Annotated in this window: 16 protein-coding genes, 1 tRNA gene and 1 pseudogene; 4 read left to right on the top strand and 14 right to left on the bottom strand. The window is 40.7% G+C overall.

Going from position 1 to position 19190, the window contains the following annotated elements:
• Window positions 1–284 precede the first annotated feature (284 nt).
• Window positions 285–464 carry a histone H1 gene (locus FN831_RS24910; protein ID WP_142530933.1) on the top strand — a complete coding sequence of 60 codons (180 nt, stop codon included), beginning with the start codon at window positions 285–287 and terminating at the stop codon, window positions 462–464.
• A gap of 576 nt (window positions 465–1040) precedes the next feature.
• On the opposite strand, the gene FN831_RS24905 is transcribed toward FN831_RS24910, so the two are convergent.
• A complete protein-coding gene (locus tag FN831_RS24905) occupies window positions 1041–1652 on the bottom strand; it encodes a peptidase associated/transthyretin-like domain-containing protein (RefSeq protein ID WP_142530932.1) in 612 nt (203 codons plus the stop codon).
• A gap of 307 nt (window positions 1653–1959) precedes the next feature.
• On the bottom strand, window positions 1960–2619 hold the full coding sequence (locus FN831_RS24900) for a hypothetical protein (RefSeq protein WP_142530931.1): 660 nt from the start codon (window positions 2617–2619) through the stop codon (window positions 1960–1962).
• A gap of 258 nt (window positions 2620–2877) precedes the next feature.
• Between FN831_RS24900 and FN831_RS24895 the strand changes: the two genes are divergently transcribed.
• Window positions 2878–3333, top strand: a complete 456-nt coding sequence (locus tag FN831_RS24895; RefSeq protein ID WP_142530930.1) for a DinB family protein — start codon at window positions 2878–2880, stop codon at window positions 3331–3333.
• Between the two features lie 534 nt (window positions 3334–3867).
• On the opposite strand, the gene FN831_RS24890 is transcribed toward FN831_RS24895, so the two are convergent.
• Entirely contained in the window at window positions 3868–7407 is a 3540-nt protein-coding gene (locus FN831_RS24890; RefSeq protein ID WP_142530929.1) for a chemotaxis protein CheB, read from the bottom strand.
• A 282-nt stretch (window positions 7408–7689) separates the two neighbouring features.
• Here FN831_RS24890 and FN831_RS24885 point away from each other — a divergent pair, with 282 nt between their 5' ends.
• Window positions 7690–7869, top strand: a complete 180-nt coding sequence (locus FN831_RS24885) for a hypothetical protein (RefSeq protein WP_142530928.1) — start codon at window positions 7690–7692, stop codon at window positions 7867–7869.
• Window positions 7866–8642: pseudogene (locus FN831_RS28505) on the top strand (recombinase family protein); the annotation flags it as partial. The gene FN831_RS24885 and the pseudogene FN831_RS28505, both read left to right, overlap by 4 nt.
• Before the next feature lie 731 nt (window positions 8643–9373).
• On the opposite strand, the gene FN831_RS24875 reads toward FN831_RS28505, so the two are convergent.
• From FN831_RS24875 to FN831_RS24825, 11 genes are all read right to left on the bottom strand, one after another.
• Window positions 9374–9453, bottom strand: a tRNA-Leu gene (locus FN831_RS24875).
• A gap of 66 nt (window positions 9454–9519) precedes the next feature.
• Window positions 9520–9822: a DUF3817 domain-containing protein gene (locus FN831_RS24870; RefSeq protein ID WP_142530927.1), complete on the bottom strand. Its 303-nt coding sequence runs from the start codon at window positions 9820–9822 to the stop codon at window positions 9520–9522.
• Window positions 9823–9830: 8 nt separating this feature from the next.
• On the bottom strand, window positions 9831–11162 hold the full coding sequence (rseP, locus tag FN831_RS24865) for an RIP metalloprotease RseP (protein WP_142530926.1): 1332 nt from the start codon (window positions 11160–11162) through the stop codon (window positions 9831–9833).
• A 31-nt stretch (window positions 11163–11193) separates the two neighbouring features.
• Window positions 11194–12360, bottom strand: coding sequence for a 1-deoxy-D-xylulose-5-phosphate reductoisomerase (locus FN831_RS24860; protein WP_142530925.1), 1167 nt, complete (start codon window positions 12358–12360; stop codon window positions 11194–11196).
• On the bottom strand, window positions 12357–13862 hold the full coding sequence (locus FN831_RS24855; protein WP_142530924.1) for a GH3 auxin-responsive promoter family protein: 1506 nt from the start codon (window positions 13860–13862) through the stop codon (window positions 12357–12359). The genes FN831_RS24860 and FN831_RS24855 overlap by 4 nt, the downstream gene beginning before the upstream one ends.
• A 7-nt stretch (window positions 13863–13869) precedes the next feature.
• Entirely contained in the window at window positions 13870–14658 is a 789-nt protein-coding gene (locus tag FN831_RS24850; protein ID WP_142530923.1) for a hypothetical protein, read from the bottom strand.
• Window positions 14655–15623: a glycosyltransferase gene (locus tag FN831_RS24845; protein WP_142530922.1), complete on the bottom strand. Its 969-nt coding sequence runs from the start codon at window positions 15621–15623 to the stop codon at window positions 14655–14657. The genes FN831_RS24850 and FN831_RS24845 overlap by 4 nt, the downstream gene beginning before the upstream one ends.
• Before the next feature lies 1 nt (window position 15624).
• Window positions 15625–16575 carry a glycosyltransferase family 2 protein gene (locus FN831_RS24840; RefSeq protein WP_142530921.1) on the bottom strand — a complete coding sequence of 317 codons (951 nt, stop codon included), beginning with the start codon at window positions 16573–16575 and terminating at the stop codon, window positions 15625–15627.
• A gap of 97 nt (window positions 16576–16672) precedes the next feature.
• Window positions 16673–17230, bottom strand: a complete 558-nt coding sequence (locus FN831_RS24835; protein WP_142530920.1) for a DUF4199 domain-containing protein — start codon at window positions 17228–17230, stop codon at window positions 16673–16675.
• An 11-nt stretch (window positions 17231–17241) separates the two neighbouring features.
• Window positions 17242–17916 carry a hypothetical protein gene (locus FN831_RS24830; protein WP_142530919.1) on the bottom strand — a complete coding sequence of 225 codons (675 nt, stop codon included), beginning with the start codon at window positions 17914–17916 and terminating at the stop codon, window positions 17242–17244.
• Entirely contained in the window at window positions 17909–19189 is a 1281-nt protein-coding gene (locus FN831_RS24825; protein ID WP_142530918.1) for a dihydroorotase, read from the bottom strand. The genes FN831_RS24830 and FN831_RS24825 overlap by 8 nt, the downstream gene beginning before the upstream one ends.
• Window position 19190: the final 1 nt, after the last annotated feature.

Here is a 19190-nt window from a genome sequence, read left to right as displayed (position 1 = left end):
GGGACAACGCTGTGGATTAGTAAATCTGCCCACCTTGATAATCAGATAACATGTCCTTCTTTTATGGCCGAAATGGATGGATTTCTTCATGTGAAGCTTAGTCCACTTTCCCTGACGCGCGTTTATAATTGCCTATTTCTTACGACTATGCTTATCCAAAGATTCCACCGCATAAACATTAATAACTTTAGCCATATGAACCTATCTGAGAAATAACTCAGTAAACCCTACATTTGCTGTTCAAATTTCTAATTAATCATTTGTTAAACATAAAAATCAAGAACATGGAAAAATTCAAGACATTGAAAGAGCTGATCCTGTCAGCGGAAAGCGATGCTACGGCATTCTTCGAAAAAAACAACAAGGCAGCCGGTACTCGGTTGCGCAATGCCCTGCAACAAGCCAAAACTTTGGCACAGGAGGTAAGGAATGAAGTGACCGCCAAGAAAAATTTACAGAAATAAATTATATAAGTGTTTTGGGGAAAATTCCCGGCTACTAGCAGTCGGGAATTTTTTGTAGATCAGCCAGCCGCAGATAATCACCTCAATATGGTGTGTGCGGACATTTAGGTAAAATCCGTTTATTTACTATTCGATTGCCATAATGGCAAAATGGAATAAATGATCGAATTCATTGTTGTATCAATTCTACCTAACTTTTTCTATCGTGTTGCAGGATAACTCGTGCATGTAAGGGTAGGCCTATGCCAAAACCTGATATCAATTGCATTTGGTACCTCTCAACAGTGTAGATAGTCCTACGGTCAGCCTTAGCCCTGAAAGAATCCCAATGTCTGTTCAATATTGTATGGCAACCGTTAAATCGCTAGAAGACACCGTAATAGTTTATGTCAGGGAGTGTGCAAGATGAGCCTGATGATAGAAATTAATAAAACGTCCAAAAAAAATGAATAATTGTCTACGAAAAAGAGGGTGACTCAGAAATAGAACGATTAACGTCTATTTAAACAAAACTAACCCATTAATGATCAAAGCATAAAGAATCGCCGACGCAGGGTGCAACACAGTACAATAAAATTAATTTAATTTTATATCAACCACCTCGCCCTCTGTTTTAATCTCAACTTCTTTTTTTAAATAATCGCTATGATGGTCATTATATGATTGCTTTGAATAATAATCCGTGGTGCCATAGTTAGAGCTTCCGCTTCCAACGTACTTGTCATAATATCTAGTCTGCGACCAGTCTACCACCGTTTCAATATAGTAACTACCAGGCTTTAAATTAAAAAAGGTAAACTCGCCCGAACTGTTTGTGATGACCTCGAGCCTGCATTTGTATGCATCAGAGGACATGAAGGCAAATTTTAGCTTCTTCGGATTTTGCTCTTTTTTTAGTCTTAAATATTCTTCAAAATAAGGTGTAAGAGGGAAAAGGGCAATTTTGACATGCCCAGCAACGATTTTATTTTTTCCACCAATGTGACGCTGCATGGCGGGTGGCTTAGTGAACGCAATACCCTTGATGGTAGAATTACCTTCTGTTATCATCTTTTTTGCAACGGCTCCGGCAAAATTGGCCTTAGGCATTAGATAAACTGTATCGTTTCTTTCCGGTTGGACATATTGTGCATGTGTTGCAGATCCAAAAACCATGCTGCATACGCCTATGAAAAAAGTTCTCCTCATATATGTGGCAATTAATATTGTGCTAATCTAGCTTAAGACAAAAATAACAATAAGGTATAATTCTGCAAAAAATAGTAACTTTCACATGATTTTATGGCATAAAAATTTGGTCTATCGTCAAACGTTGCCAACGTTACCCCTGCTACCGACCAGATCAGGGTTGAGCATCTGTGGATAGTATAGTAATTAAGGTTATCGTCAGCGTGCTAAAATCAGTAATTTAATGTAGAGAGTGCAATAAGAGATATAAAAATTATAAGGTAGATTCTTTGTCAATGCAGTTAAAATATTCGCTCGCGTACCGTAGCTAATCTCCGTAATCGTAGTCAGGTTTATAAATATAAAATGGTTCAGCGTCAGAATCGATGGTTTCGATTTCCACAAGATCAAAGTTTCCATCACTGGCGAACAAGTCTGGAAATTCTTCGATCAGAATATCTACGCATTCCTTATAAAAATTCTCCTCTATTTTGAAACGGCTCCGTAATGAAAGTGCTATTACCGGTATCAATGTTATGTCGGAAATCTCTATCGCGTTTGTTATAAAATTTCCGGGTGCCTTCTGTAGTTGATCTACCAGCTGATTGAATTCCTCCCGTGAACGTGCTTTTGCATTTTCATAGGTGTGCTTATTTACAAACTGTACCTTTTCATGTTTCCAATAGTCGCTCCAGGCATTGAATATGTCAATAATCAGGTCGTCGTCTGTGATTTCATGGTGCCTTTCAAACAATATTGCCCATAAATCAAATGGCGTCTCAGTATAAATAAGTGTATAGTCGTTTTTAAAGTAGGTCTTAAATTCTTCCAAAAGGTCATCGTAGTGGCAGACCCGGTAAGTCATTCCTTCATAAAGTACCAGTGCACCAGAATCTTTCTTAATTTGGAAACTACTTTCTTCCAAACCGCTAAATTTGATGAAGGCTTTTTTATAATCTTTTAATCCGCATTTGTTTTTTGACCTCATACTCAGCGTTTTTATTATGCAAATATTAATATTTTTAAAGAAAATATCCAAAGCATTAGTTGTGACCTCCATAATGATGTTTATTTTGCTTGACTCCTATATCCTCATAACACATTATACATGTATTCTTATTAAGCAGAATATATCATCAGACAAATAATACCATACATGTACATCTTCGTTTCAGGTTATTAGAATAGCGCATATCATCTTAGTTTAGTACCTTTCTCATAATTATACATAAATATCAACAAATAAATGAAATCAGTATTTAAAGCATGGACTGCAGGTAGAAGAATGTACTTGGATTTCTTTGAAAGCTGTTCGTTAGAAACACTTAATAAAATCCCAAATGGGTTTAATAACAATTTGATTTGGAACATTGGGCATATATTAGTCACCCAGCAGAAGTTGGTTTACAAAGGCGCCAATTTGCAGGGTTATATTCCAGATGATATGTTTAATCGGTATAGATCTGGCACTAAACCTACAGTACCTGTTACCCAGAGTGAAGTGGATGAATTCAAATATCTTTTGATCTCCCTCATAGACAAAACAGAACAGGATTATGCAAAAGGTCTTTTTGTTACTTATAATACCAGGATAACAGGTATCGGTTTTCACTTATCTTCAATACAAGATGCATTTGAATGTAATAACTTTCACGAAGGGTTACATTTGGGCTATATGAAGGGCTTGCGGAAGTTGGTATGAATTATCATGTGTAAGTTAAAGTTCTACTATGGATTTATATAAGATCTATATTATAAAACCATGGCATTACAGTAAAGGCTCGGAATAAAAAGCGCTATGATAATACCAGGCAAAAGCACGTTGCCAGTATCTGCTAGCTATTAAAGCTTCTACGCAGATCACCTGATGCCCGCAAAGACCTTCGGAATGAGTTAATAAATTTTCTAAAATATCCCTATAGGCTAGTCGATTTTGGTACAAAGTTGCTCATCAATTTCCATTGGTTTTTAAACAGGTTCAACAGTACGGTCGACCTTAACAATTTTCTGATCCGGGGACGGGGTTCGACTTTGATCTTGTTGATTTTGGCTGGAAGTTGCCTAAAAAATTGCTGGCCTTAAAAAGCATTTTTTGTGGTCTCTTCATGACTTTGTTATTTAATTCAAAGCCAAAATTGAGTTTACAATAAATAAGTCTTTGACAACCTGTAAGGATCTGTCAATAATAATTATAGATTCATTAAATTATTATTGACAGTTTTAAAAGATTGAAATATTATTTGTTTAACGGCAAGCTAAAGTAAAAGGTAGATCCTTTCCCAAGAGTGCTATCCACCCAAACTTTGCCATGATGCCTCTGAATAATCTCAGCAGAAAGATAAAGGCCCAGACCAAATCCTGAGATGGTTTGACTATTCTCATTCTCAATTCTATAATACCTTTCAAAAATTCTCGCCTGATCTTTCGGCTTTATCCCATCGCCCTGATCCTGTACGCTTATCTGGACCATCCCATCCAATTCGACACAATCAAGTTCAATTCGACTCCCCTTTGTAGCATATTTTACTGCATTACTTAGAAAGTTATTGATCACCTGCCCAACTTTGTCCCGGTCTGCAGTAATATTTAATACAGGACATTTATGCAGCACAATTTCATGGGTTGTGTTCAGTAAAGACGCTTCCTCAACTATTTCATTCATAAGGGCATCTATATCAAAAACCTGCAGATTCAAGTAAATCTTGCCTGCTTCAAAGCTTGCTACATTTAGAAATCCGTTGATCATTGTATTCATCTTCTTAACCTGCCTATGTGCTTTTTCCAGGCTCGTGATGTTAAACTCATCGTTTGCTTTTTGTGCCCTGGAAGTTAACATCTGTATGTACGCCTGAAGCAATGTAATTGGAGTCCTTAACTCATGGCTGACCATCGCAATAAAATCATTCTTCCGAATCTCATCCTGTTTATGGATGGTAATATCCAGTAAAACCCCCGTAAAGTAACCTATTTTATCGTCAGGTTCGTGCGACAGGTCGCCTACTGCTCTCAACCAAATAAGTTTTCCATCATGAATACCTCTTATTTGGAATTCAACATCGCACTTTATTCCATGAGTCATGGTAGCATTAAATGCATCTGTCACTAAGGTTTGGTATTGGCTGTCGATCCGGGAGATGGTCTCTTCATAACTGATGGCGTCATCAATTTGAAACCCGAACAGCTCTCTTAGACGCGGAGAAGGAGTGAATTTCTGAGTTTGCAGGTTGATTGACCAAATACCTATATCTGCCGAATCTATTGCCAAACCTAGCATTTTACTACTAATGTTTAATTCCTGCAGGACTTTTTTTAATTCCGTTATTTCGTTAAATGTGATAATAGCGCCATTATTTCGGTCATCAGCCTGCTGGATATAGGGCATAGTCATCATTTGATACCATTTTCCATCGTTTGTTTCAATTTCTTTGGTAATGACACATCCCTCGGTCAACACTCTCTTCACATCATCAATAATGGTCTCAAACTTTATATTGGTTGAAATATTGCTTAAGGGCCGGCCTATATCGCTGTCACGTAGATTGATCTGATTTGTTGTACTCGGTGAAAATTTCATTAACCGCAAGTCATTATCAATAAATAATTGGCCATTAACATTACTTCGGAAATAATTGTTTAAATCATCATTAATCTCCAACAGTTCTTTATTCTTTAATTGGTAATCCGTGTTGATCGTATGAAGCTCTTCATTTACTGATTGCATCTCCTCGTTCGTACTCTGCATCTCTTCATTTGCTGAAATCAACTCTTCATTAAAAGAATGCATATTCTCATTGGAAGCATCAATCTTTTCATTAGAGGAGCTAAGCATGTTTTTCAATTCCTTCAGTTCCTCTTCGAGATTAACGACATACCTGTCCAGATAGATTTTTTCATTTACAATGGAATTATTAGACAATGCAGTTGTAACAGAGTTATCCTTACTGAAAGTTACCTGCAGCATTTTCTCCTGCTCTTTGAGTAGTAAAGGGCTTATCGAAATACTTACTTTAATTATGTTTTCAAGCTGTTTGATGTTTATTCCACCAACTGTGCCGGCTTCATTAGATTTCAGCACTTGCCTGCTTAATATATTAAAAGCCACAGCCAAAGGCTTAGGTAAGAGTTCTACCAGATCCGAACTGAAATGTTTATTTAACAAATACTTTGTGGAGTCCCCATAGGATCTTATCACTTCATTATTTTCATTAATACACACAGAAAAGTATCTCTGGCTGCTGGCTAAGCTTTCATGCATTGCGTCTAATAATGCAAAGTTTGTATCCTTATAAACAGTATCACGTGAGGAATGTGACGTATTTCGTTTGGTATCCATAATATCCGGCATGGAAAAAGCACTCAAGTTAATACCGCGTTTTGTTTCCAGATTTTTATAAATTTTCCATTTCTTATGGGTGACTTCTAAGCTTTTAATAATTGGGAGTGGATTTTCACTGGAGCCTAAAAATAAATATCCATCTTTTTTAAGTCCGAACAATAACATCGCAAATACTTTCTTTTGTAATACAGGAGCCATGTATATCATTAGGTTACGGCAACTGATCAAATCCATGTTACAATAAGGAGGATTCTTAACCAGATCATGCTGGGCAAAAATTAACATCTTGCGGATTACCGGCTTTACCCTATAGTTATCGCCTTCTTTCACAAAGTATTTTTCTAGTCTATTAGCAGAGACATTATTTTCTATACTTTTACTGTACACAGCTTTACCGGCATGTATCAATGCAGCACTATCGATATCGGTGGCAAAAATTTTCACTATGGTATTTGCAAGATTTCCAGTTAGCTGCTCGGCTATTAGGATGGCTATAGAATATGCTTCTTCACCAGTTGCGCAGCCTGCAACCCATATTTTTAGTTCTCCATTGGAATCGACATTTTTAATAATGTCAGGAAGTATCTCATTTTCTAAACATTCAAACGCATCCTTATCCCTAAAAAATGAGGTGACGCTGATCAAAAACTCCTTACTCAAAGCTTCTAGCTCCTCAGGGTTTGCTTTCAGGAAATGAAGATAATTACCCAGGGTTGAAAAATTGCCATAGGAAGCCCTTCTTTTGGTTCTTCTAAGTATGGTAGGTAGCTTATAATCGGAAAAGTCAAGCGTTGAGTTCTGCTTAATCAACTCAATAATCTCTTTGAGGTTCTTTTCATCATCATGTTGCTCAATCGTTATTGTACCTTCATTTTTTACATAATCCTCAATGGCGCCTGGCATTAGCGATGGTTCCAGAACAAAATCCACTAATCCTGTTCCGATGGCATGAGCAGGCATGCTGTTGAATTCAGAAGTTTCGGGATTACGTACCATCACCATACCGCCAGCACTTTTTATTGCCCTTATGCCGTCCGAACCATCAGAACCCAAACCTGACAGGACAATTCCTATGGCCTTTTGCCCACTATCTTCCGCAAGTGATTTGAAAAAGGTATTGATTGTTAAATGAGGTCCTTTAGTTTTTTCTTTGTCAGTCAAATATAGCTTGCTATTTTTTATCGTCATCAGCTTATCACTTGGGATAAGATAAACCCGGTTACTTTCAACCAACATCCCCTCTTCTGCCTGCTCCACAGTTATCTTACTATGCTTCGCTAATAGTTCAACCATTCTACTCTTGAAGTTAGGTGACAGATGCTGAATGATGACATAAGAAACACCGTCTAAAGGCGTATGGTCAAAAAAAGTATTGATTTCTTCCATACCGCCCGCAGAAGCGCCAATGGCAATTATATAGTGTGGGCTAGCTGTAAACATGGATTAGGGATATATAATTTAAGATTTATTTTTTTGACAGGAACGGAAATTCACATCGTCTAATATAAACTATATAAATGGCATAAAATTACATTAATTAGGTGGTACATAATGGTACTGGCCATATATTCTGCCAGGCATATAAACGAATTGTAGTCTGCATCTTATAGGGTTTTATTTAATCTGACGCATGCAGAATCAAAAAATTATATGACAACCTTTTAGGTAGTTGTCAAATCAAAACATCCAGAAACAGTTTCTTGCATGCTTAATACTATTAAGATGGAAAATGAAGTTGAATATAGAAACCCGATTTTGATTGTAGAGAATATGACCAATGAGTCGGAATTTGAAGAGAATTTAGGCAAAAATAATGGCCATAAAATTAGTCAAAGCGAAGATATTTTACTAACTTTAATAGCAGAAATCATTGTTGAAATCATTTTAAAGGAGGAAATATGAATGCGATTGGATATATGCGTCTAAGTTCAAAAGACCAGTCAAAATCATTAGAATATCAAGAATCTTCAATTAAAGAATATTGCAGAAGGAATAAACTTGAATTAAGTGGTTTATTCAAAGATAATGGAGAAAGTAGTTATACATTTGATCGTCCAGATTACAAGGCTTTAGAAGACTTTATTAAAAAATATAAAGGGCGCTGTCAATATCTTATTGTAATGGATCATGACCGCTTCAGCCGAAATCTACCTGAAGCTTTAATGAAAATAGCTGAATTAGAAAAAAAATATGGTGTGAAAGTTTTAGCTACAACGGAGAGATTAGATTTAGACACTTCTGATCCTGATGTCTTCATGAAACGAGCACTTGATTATTTGATGGCCAACAAGGAGTTGTTCAATATAAGGCAGAGAACGAAGCAAGGCGTGAGGAATGCTAAAGAAAGTGGTCGTTATCTTGGCCGTGCCCCATATGGCTATAATAACATTATAGACGGCACCAAAAAGAATTTAATAGAGATAAATAGTGAACAAGCAAAGGTAGTGGAGAAGATTTTTCATGATTACCTATTAGGAATACCTCCCTATATTATTTACAAGAATGCGAAATCACTTGGCTTTAAATATACGGGTAATACAGCGATTCAGGATATATTGCATAATTGTGTATATGCTGGATTGATAAAAGTTCCCTCTTTAAAAGAACTACCAGAAAAGTATGTGAAGGCAATTCATGAGCCTATTATTCCGGAAACTGAATATTGGCTTGTTCAAAAAATGCTGAATGCAGGAAAGAGAAGGACAAGGGTACAGCCTACCGAAGATTTCCCACTAAGGGGTGTTCTTTATTGCTGGTGCGGCCAAAGCATGACTGCGGGCTGGACAAAAGGGCGTAAGGACTATTATTTGTATTATAGATGCACTAAACATACAAGCGTAAACGTACCTGGGATTCTAATCCATGAAAAATTTGAAAAGGTTTTAAAAGCGTTAAGTTTTAAAGAGCATCACATACAATTTCTTATAGAGAAGGCTAAAGCATTGATGGCAGAGCCAATGAAGCTCAAAAAAGAAAAACATCAAAGAGCTATTGAGGAATTAGAAAAACTAAATCTAAAAATATACCAGCTAGAAGAGCGGTTGATGAATAATGAGATTGAGAGTTCAACTTATCAGACTTGGTTTAAAAAATTTAAAGAGGATAAGGCCATTTTAGAATCTTCTATTAACGGTAATCATAAATCATTAATACTTACTGATGAGAATATAAAAGAACGTCTCATGCCTTATATGTCCAAACTACATGACATTTACGATAAAGGGAACATTGTTCAGAAGCAAACGTTGATTAGAGGTGTGTTCAAAGATAATCTGACATGGGGTGAAGGGGCTTTTAGAACCGCTTTTATTAATCCTACATTTCACGATAACTTACTGAAAATCAAAGAAAAAGGACTGCTTTTTGATGAGCAATCCTTAATCAATTTGGACAAGAGTCCGGTTAGTACCCAGTGCCGGAGTCGAACCGGCACGGTTTCCCACAGGTGTTTGAGACCAGCGCGTCTACCAATTCCGCCAACTGGGCATTGCTTATTAAGCGGGATGCAAATGTATAAATTCAGGCCTATATATCCAAGCCTTATTTTAAATATTATACTTTTATCTGATCTTCAGCACCTTCATGCAAACGTTTCTCTACAATGAAGGGTGCAAAAGGTAACAACGACGCAAAAAACACCAATAGGATCTTACCAAATTTCCATTTATACTCCATGGCACACATGATCACGAATATAACATAAAGCACAAACAGCAACCCGTGTGCCCATCCGGTATATTTCACTGCCAGGGGCATGCCTGCAAAGTATTTCAACGGCATAGCGATCAGCAGCAAAGCCAGGTACGAAACACCTTCGGCAATAGCTACTTTCTTAAAAATGGATAACGTGCTCATATATCGGATTACTTGATAAATGCCTTAAAAATATCGTTCCCAATCACAAATACCATCAGCGACAACAGCATCACAAAACCAACAATCTGCGCGGTCTCCATGAATTTATCTCCCAGTGGTTTTCCTTTCACCATTTCTACACACAGGAACACTACGTGCCCCCCGTCTAAAGCCGGTATAGGCAGCAGGTTCATAAATGCCAGCGCAATAGAAATTAATGCAGTAGAAGCCCAGAAATGCGACCAGATCCAGACACCACCATACACCTTCTGTGCAATGGCTACAGGCCCGGAGAATGCCTTGTCAGCTTTGATTTTACCGCTCAGTACTTTCCATATCCCTTTTCCATTGTCACTAAAGGAGGTCCATGCCTGGTTCACCCCTATTGGCAAAGCTGCAAAAAGACCATAATTGATTGTTTCTTCCTTCACTTCGTCGAAATTGAAACCTATACCAATCGTACCTGCACTATCAGTTGACAGTTCAAAATGGAGAAGCTCGTTGCTGCGGTAGGCGTCTACCATCAGTTTACCGGGTTTCTTTCTTTTCAGCTCACGGATCACATCCACATTATATTTCACCGGAACCTCATTTACTGCCACAATGCGGTCGCCCTTTTGCATGCCTACGCGGAATGCACTTTTTCCAGGTGCTACGGTATCAACCGTACTTGTCTGTAGCGGTGCTCTGCTAATAAATTCCTCGATCCCCAGATCAGCCACCTTATTCAGAATATTATCAGGAACTTTAATATCCAACGTTTTACCTTCGCGGCTGATCGTTAGGTTGGTATTTCCCATCAGCACTTTAGAGCTCAGCAGCTCTTCGAAGCGAACGATTTTCTTTCCGTTTACAGCAATCACACGGTCGCCCTGCTTCAGGCCGATCTGTTTTCCGATCACTCCCGGGTTTATTCCACTTACTACAGAGCTGTTTGCGATATACGTTTCACCAAATTTGAAGGTCAGCATCCAGAAGATAAATATCCCTACAACGATGTTTACAAATACACCTGCAAGCATCACGATCAGACGCTGCCATGCCGGTTTAGACCTGAACTCCCAGGGCTGGGCAGGCAGGGCCATCTGTTCTTTGTCCATCGATTCATCTATCATTCCCGCTATTTTCACATAACCGCCCAATGGCAGCCATCCGATACCGTACTCCACTCCTCCTTTGGTAATGCTAAACAGCTTTACGCCCCAGGCATCAAAGAATAAATAAAACTTCTCTACTTTAATACCAAAAGCCCTCGCTGCAAGAAAATGCCCCAGTTCGTGCAAGATTACCAATATTGATAATCCCAATAATAACTGGGCAACCATAATCAATCCGTTCATATATTTCTATTGTATGTTTTATTATTAAAAATTAGATCGCTAAATGTTTTTTTGTTACAAGCTCACGGGCAAATATACGTGTAAGCTCGTCTGTTTCTAAATAATTATCTAGGCCCGGTTCGGCGATGAAAGGCAAATCAGACATACATTTTGCGATTACGTCGCTCATCCCCAGAAAGCCGATCTGATCATTCAAAAAGGCATCCACTACCACTTCATTGGCAGCATTAATGATGCATGGCATGTTTCCACCTTTTTCCAGTGCCGTATAGGCAAGGCCGAGATTGCGGAAAGTATCCATATCCGCTTTTGCAAAAGTAAATTCAGGGTAATCCAAAAAATTAAACCTTGGAAATTTACTCTCTATCCTTTCTGGAAAAGCCATGGCATAATGGATAGGCAGTTTCATATCCGGTAAGCCCAGCTGAGCCTTCATTGACCCGTCATTAAACTGAACGATAGAATGTACAATAGATTGTGGATGTACAATCACATCAATCTGACTGATATCCAGATTAAACAGCCATTTGGCTTCGATCACTTCCAGTCCTTTGTTCATTAATGAAGCAGAATCAATAGTGATTTTGGCACCCATTACCCAGTTGGGATGTTTTAATGCCTGTTCTTTAGTTACTCCTGCTAAGAAATTCCTGTCTTTGCCTCTGAACGGGCCGCCCGAAGCAGTGATATAAATTTTTTCAATGGTATCCAGTCTTTCACCTGTCAGGCACTGATAAATCGCAGAATGTTCAGAATCTACAGGGATGATCTTTACGCCATGCTGCGCAGCCAGACGAGTGATCAGTTCTCCCGCTACTACCAATGTTTCTTTATTGGCCAGCGCGATAGTTTTCTTTGCTTCAATAGCAGCAATGGTAGGGCGCAGACCAACGGAGCCCATCAGGGCAGTAAGCACCAGGTCTGAACCTTCCAGGGATGCAGCTTCACATAGCGCAGCTTCTCCGGCAAGTACCTTAACCGGCAATCCGGCCAGGGCCGATTTTACCGCAGCATACTTACTGTCATCAGTGATCACCACCACCTCGGGCAGAAATTCCATCGACTGCTCAATCAGTAATGCGGCATTGGAATTAGCACTGAGCGCAACTACATGATATAATGTCGGGTTTGCCCGGATCACTTCCAGCGCCTGGGTACCAATAGAGCCTGTAGACCCCAGTATTGTTATATTTTTCAAATCTTATTCATCATTTTAATCAGGTCGTCTGCAATCTTTCTGTCATTTGATAACCGCGGAACTTTGTTCTGTCCGCCAAGCTTACCTTCGGCACGCATGTAGTTTACAAATGCATCCTTCTGTAAGGGCCGGATGATCAGCGGCTGCAAAATTTTACCTTCAATAAGGTCAAAGTAGTAAATATTTTTCTTTTGCAAGGCCTTATCTACTTTTTTACCAAAGGCAACGATGTCTTGCGGCACATCGGCAAATTCGATAAACCATTCGTGATAAGGAAGTTCTCCCGGCTCAGGGTTCACCTGGGGAGCTACGGTAAATTCTGTAATACCTACCCCTTCTTCATTTGCTACGGCCAGTAATGCCTGTTCTACTTCCTCGCCAATCACATGCTCACCAAAGGCAGAGATAAAATGTTTGATCCTTCCCGTAACCAGGATCTTGTATGGATTTTTAGAGACAAACTTAACAGTATCACCAATGCTGTAGCCCCATAGCCCTGCATTTGTATTTAAGATCAAAGCGTAATTCTGGCCGAGCTCTACTTCTCCAAGGCTCAGGCGCGAAGGCTTGTCATTGTAATATTCATCTGCAGGGATAAACTCGTAAAACATCCCTGCTTTTGCCAGCAGCAGCAGGCTTTTATCGGCCTGGCTATCCTGGTAAGCAATAAATCCTTCAGATGCAGGATAAGTCTCAATCGTGTCGATCTTCCTGCCGATGCTTGCTTCTATTTTAGCACGGTAGGGCTCGTAATTTACCCCGCCGTAAACAAACAGCTGAAAATTCTTAAAGATATCTTTGATCTGCTTTCCGCCGGATTTCTCGCTCAGCCTGTCGAAATACATTTGTGCCCAGGGCGGGATACCCGATATCAGGGTCATGTCTTCACAGTAGGTCTCTTCTACGATCGCATTCACCTTTTCTTCCCAGTCCTCGATGCAATTGGTAGCATAGGAAGGGAGCCTGTTTTTTTGTAAATAGGCAGGCACAAGATTGGCCACAATGCCCGATAACCGGCCTACCTTAATGCCACTTTTCTCCGTCATCACCGGGCTGCCCTGCAAAAAGATCATTTTGCCGTTTACAAAGCTGGCATTGCCGGTTTCATGGATATAGGTAAGCAGGGCATTACGTGCCGCCTTAATATGTTCCGGCATCGACTCCCTGGAAATAGGAATATATTTTGCGCCCGAGGTAGTACCAGATGTTTTCGCAAAATAGGCAGGCTTGCCCTTCCACATGACATCCCTCTCCCCCGCAACTACCCTGTCAATATAAGGGCGCAGTTCTTCATAGTCCCGCACAGGAACCTGTTTCTTAAAATCTTCGTAGTTTCTGATTGCTGCAAAACCATGGTCATTTCCAAAAGCTGTATCTTTTGCAGCCGCCAGTAAGGCCAGAAGGGTTTCCTGCTGCGCCGCAACCGCATTCTTTTTCCATTTGGCAACGCTCCTTACAACAAAGGCCGCAAACTGTTTACTTAATGCCGCTTTTAATCCCATAAACAGGTTAAACTATATTGTGAATAATATCCGGGTTTTCATCGCCCTGATATTCGCTCATCATCTTCCTGTAGGCAATCGTGAGCGCCACACTTGATAATGGAACGATAATAAAAGAACTGAAAATATTAACAAAAAATGCGATCACAGGATATTGTAAGGCGATCAGCACCAGGCACAGGACATAAAATCCGCCAAGGACCAGTAACAGCAGCAATATTTTGGTGAAATTGCCCTTAGTAATTGCCAGGCTGAACTTCAATGATCCAAAGGGCGGTTCATTCTTATCGATAATAAAAAAAGGAAAGAAGGAAATCCTTACCCAGGTAATGAAAATGGCAACCACCCCTACGCCTATGGCGATATTGGTGATCACGGGCATCCTGATCCCTGTGTAGATAAACGGAAATGCAACCAGGATTACTACACAGTACACGCCGATAATCACCAGCATAAAATAAAGCATCCCTACCACAAACCTGATAATCTGCTGGCGGGTTGGCAGTGTGCTCACGATACTCACATCATGTTCCTCATCGTCCAGCAAATGAAAGATATATTTTAACAGTGAGAGGTTGATGGTGAAGTACATGATGATAAAAAAGAAAGCCATCAGCGCACTAAGCCCCTTATTCACATCCTTGATTAAAAAAGCCATCAGTCCGGAGGCATTCGACGTAATAAACATCAGAAAACACAAGGTGGAAATAGAAAAATAATGACGCCTGGTTAGGTCCCAGGATTTACCTATTACCTCATTAACCGTAAACGTAGTCTCTTTTAAAAAATTTATCATTGTTGCTTAAGTACTATTCTTTTTATAAAATCCTGAATAAATCCCAGGCCGTAGGCTGTCAATTGTATAAATGAGGATATGATGCTCAAAAATGCAACTTTTAATGAACGGTTAAGGATAAGGGAATGAAAAAATATCAACATAAAGTATACCAAAAGGAATACGTTCCCAACATGTCCCAGTGGCGGATAAAAAATATTCAGCAAAAGCACCAGCATGATGCCCAATGTGAACACCGCCGGAAAGAAATGCACCAGTTTCAATTCAGCCGGAAAATGTTTATAAATATTTATCCTGGCACGTCCAAAGAAATGGATCTGCCTGTAAAACTGGATCAGGCTGGTCCTTCTTTTGTGAAAAACCCGCGCACCGGGAATTAACCCGATCTTAAAACCGTTTTCATGGATCCGGATACTGTATTCTATATCCTCACCCAGCCTGGTGATCTTAAAACCACCGGCTTTTTCCCAGACTTCGCGCGAAACTCCCATATTGAAACTCCTGGGATGAAACTGCCCCACATGCTTTTTATTGCCCCTGATCCCTCCTGTGGTAAATACCGAAGTCATGCCATAACTGATAGCTTTCTGAACATCGGTAAAACTTTCATGAGCTGCATCGGGGCCACCGTAGGCGTCCAGGTCATGGTCGTAAAGGTAGTCTTTAACGATCTCCAGGTAGTCATGCGGAATCAGGCAATCAGAATCAAAGATCACAAAGTAATCGCCCTTTGCCCGTTCAAAACCATAGTTCCTGGCAAATCCCTGCCCTGCATTCTCTTTATAGTAATAGCTGATGTCGAGCTGATCAGCATATCCTTCTACAATATCTTTTGCGCTCAGCGAAGAGCCGTCTTCGATCACCAGCACTTCAAACTGCGGATAGGTCTGCAGCGCAAGCGTTGCCAGCAGTTCATCTATTTCCTGCGGCCTGTTGTATAAGGGGATAATGATCGAGAAAAACATATTAAAGTATCTCTTTTTCTATCAGGTACTGGTTGCGCTCTGAGGCATTACGGGTAACCAGCTCTGCCACAAATCCCGTAAGGAACAGCTGTGAGCCCAGGATAATGGCAACCAGTGCAATATAAAATCCGGGCTGGTCTGTGATTTCCCTGTAGGATGTATTCATGGAAATATGGTATAGCTTTTCGCCGATGATCCATAGCGCCATCACCGTTCCAACAAGAAAGCTGAGCACGCCCATTGAACCAAAAAAGTGCATCGGCCTTTTGCCAAACTTGCCGACAAAAAATATAGACAGCAAGTCCAGGAAACCGTTGATAAAACGGCTGAAACCAAATTTGGTGACCCCGTATTTTCTTGCACGGTGCTCTACCACCTGCTCTCCGATATTCTTAAACCCCGCCCATTTGGCAATTACCGGGATATACCGGTGCATCTCGCCGTAAACCTCGATGGTTTTCACCACATCGCTGCGGTAAGCCTTTAGTCCGCAGTTAAAATCATTGAGCTGTATGCCCGACATTCTGCGCGTTGCCGCATTAAACAGCTTGGTAGGGATCGTCTTGGTGATCGGATCATAACGTTTTTTCTTCCAGCCGGAAATGATATCCATCTTCTCCTCACGGAGCCTCCTGTACAATTCGGGGATCTCATCAGGGCTGTCCTGCAGATCGGCATCCATCGTAATGATCACATCGCCCTGCGAAGCTTCAAAAGCTACATTCAGCGCCGCAGATTTACCGTAATTGCGTCTGAATTTGATCGCTTTTACTGCGGGATATTCAATTTTTAAATCTTCAATTACCTTCCAGGAATTGTCCGTGCTGCCATCATCTACAAACAAAATCTCATAAGAAAAGTGGTGCTCTGCCATCACCCTGGCAATCCAGGATGTAAGTTCGGGCAATGACTCATCTTCGTTATATAAAGGTATGACTACGGAAATATCCATGCAGGTATTACGGGGGTTAAAAAAATCAACGTGCAAATTTTATCAATTAAAATGATAAAACCTGCACGTTGTAAAATTTATGTTTGCACACAAATGCTTAGTCGAATTTGATGGGTGCTATTCTTTTGTTAACAGCTGCACCAATAATGCTGATGATCAGTCCGTAAATGGTATAGGAAATTGCTGCCCCAAAACCAATCATAATCGGCATATAAGGGGCCATAGCTTTTACGCTGCGTTCTGCCTTGGCAGTGTCACCGGCAGTTTCAGCAGCTTTTTCCATAGCAATTTCCAGGATATGGTCAAGTGAAGCCGGGTCCAGCACTTTATAATACAGGATCATCAGCAGCCCGATAAACAGCCCCGCAGTAGCGCTCACCCTAAACCCGGTTGAAAAAGCCCTGCCAAAAGTGATGTAGCCGCCAAGTTCAGTTCTGTGTTTGATCTGTGCATAAAGAATTACCAGTACATATGGCAGGTAAGATAACACTGCGCTCATTACTTTGGTAGCTACAGGTACATTTTGCTCCTGTATATCAATGCCCAGCAGTTTGAAAAGAAAGATCAGCACCACGGTATAGACAGAAAAGCCTACCGCTAACTGGAAAGCCATCTTATTTGGCCTGATCTCCATCTCTTTAAGTTGTTGTTCCATGTGGTTAATCCTTAATTCTGTACGTTGAACTCTGCGATTAAAGCATAAACTGCACTGTCAAATTCCTTGTCGGTACTAAACTCTTCCAGGTCTTTAAATGCTTCTGCATTCGCCTTTGGCTGATTAAAGAAACTCATGAAGGGAACAAACAGTGTTTCCATTTCTTCACCCAGTTCAATCATCCCTTTATGGCTGCAGATATCTTCGATACTGCTGTCTGCCAGCTGCTGGTTGCTGATCAGGTCTTCGTAGATATGGTATTCATCCTGGAACTCATCCTCTTCTACCAGCAGGAATTCTCTCAGGAAATCGCCCAATTCAGGTTTGATCTGCTCATCATGACATTCGTTGATGTATAGCAGCAGGTTCAGCAGCTCTGTTCCGCGGTCGATTGTGTCTTCTTCGATATCTGCCCACTCGTCAGAATCCAGGTAATCTTCTTCCAGTTTCTGAACATCACTGGCAAAGAAGTTGATCATCAGCAGATCAAAGAAGATTTCTCTCATTTCCTCAAATGCAGGATGCTCATCAAACACCTCGTCAAATTCTTCTACTTTCTCAAGGAAGCCCAGGTCTTTGCTGAACACATCTACCAGGTCTTGTTCCAGTTTTACTGAGTCGATACCCGAAAGTGCAGCGAATTTATCCAATGAAGCGACAAGGGCGCTTTGTACTTTACTATCCATATACTTGAATTTGGTTGTTGTTATATACTAATTTGACCTTACCAGTCAGGGTTTGATTTAATAAAGGTGTATTCCTGGATTTTGAATAGTTGTTCAGGCTGGTATACTCCCATTTTTCCGTCATGCTAAACAGGGTGAAGTTTGCAGCCTCTCCTGCTGCAATCACCGGTACTTTTAAGTTAAGCAATTTCCGCGGATTAACAGCTAACTTTTCTGCAATCTGTCCGGCGTCCATGCCTGCTTTTACCAGTAAGGGCAGCACCGTTTGCAGGGCGATGATGCCATATGCCGCAATTTCAAATTCTACATCTTTAAATTCAGGTTCATGCGGACGGTGCTGTGAAGAAACCGCATCGATCGTGCCCTCTTTCAATCCTGTCAGTAAAGCTTTGATATCGGCTTTGCCGCGCAAGGGCGGTTTTACTTTATAGTTGCTGTCGAAATCATTCAGCAGCTCTTCGGTAAACACCAGATGATGTGCTGCCACATCACAGGAAATCTGTACGCCGTCTTTTTTTGCTTTTTTGATCAGGGCTACTGATCCCGCGGTAGAGATATTACTGATGTGTACGGGCGACTGGTGGTAGGTGGCCAGAAAGATATCCCTTGAGATGTGCATCTCTTCTGCCAGTGCCGGCATGCCTTTCATGCCCAGCAATACGCTGGTCTTGCTCTCATTGATCTGGGTTTTTCCCGCGATGGATTTGTTCTCCGGGTAAACGATCAGCAGGCCGCTGATGCCTTTGGCGTACTGCAAAGCGCGACTCATAAAGCCATCGTCGCTCACCGGTTTGGTACCGTCTGAAAAGGCTACTGCGCCCGCCTGCTGCATATCATACAGCTCAGCCAGTTCCTTGCCTTCCAGATCATGGCTGATTGCCCCTACCGGGTAAATATCTACCAGGTTATTTTTTGATTTATTGATAATGTATTCTACTTCTGCTTTGGAATGCACAACCGGTTTGGTATGCGGCAGAACTGCCAGCCCGGTGAATCCACCGGCCTGCGCAGCAGCGCTGGCTGTTTGTATGTCTTCTTTTGTCTCAAATCCCGGATCCCCTACAGAACAGTTCAGGTCAAAAAAACCGGGAGCAAGAAACGCCCCTTTACCGTCTACCAGTTCTTCTTTTGCCTGGGGCCCTGCAGATGCCTGTGGTTTCAGCGACTTGCCAATTTCAACGATCATTCCCTGTACCACACGAACATCACATACTTGATGATTAAACTCGCTATTCGGATCGGCGATGGTCACGCCAGTGAGGAGAAGGTTCATG

The sequence above is a fragment of the Pedobacter westerhofensis genome, from assembly GCF_900182595.1.
GTDB lineage: Bacteria > Bacteroidota > Bacteroidia > Sphingobacteriales > Sphingobacteriaceae > Pedobacter > Pedobacter westerhofensis.
Note: the sequence above shows the minus strand (reverse complement) of the source record. Positions and strands in the feature narration are given on the sequence as shown.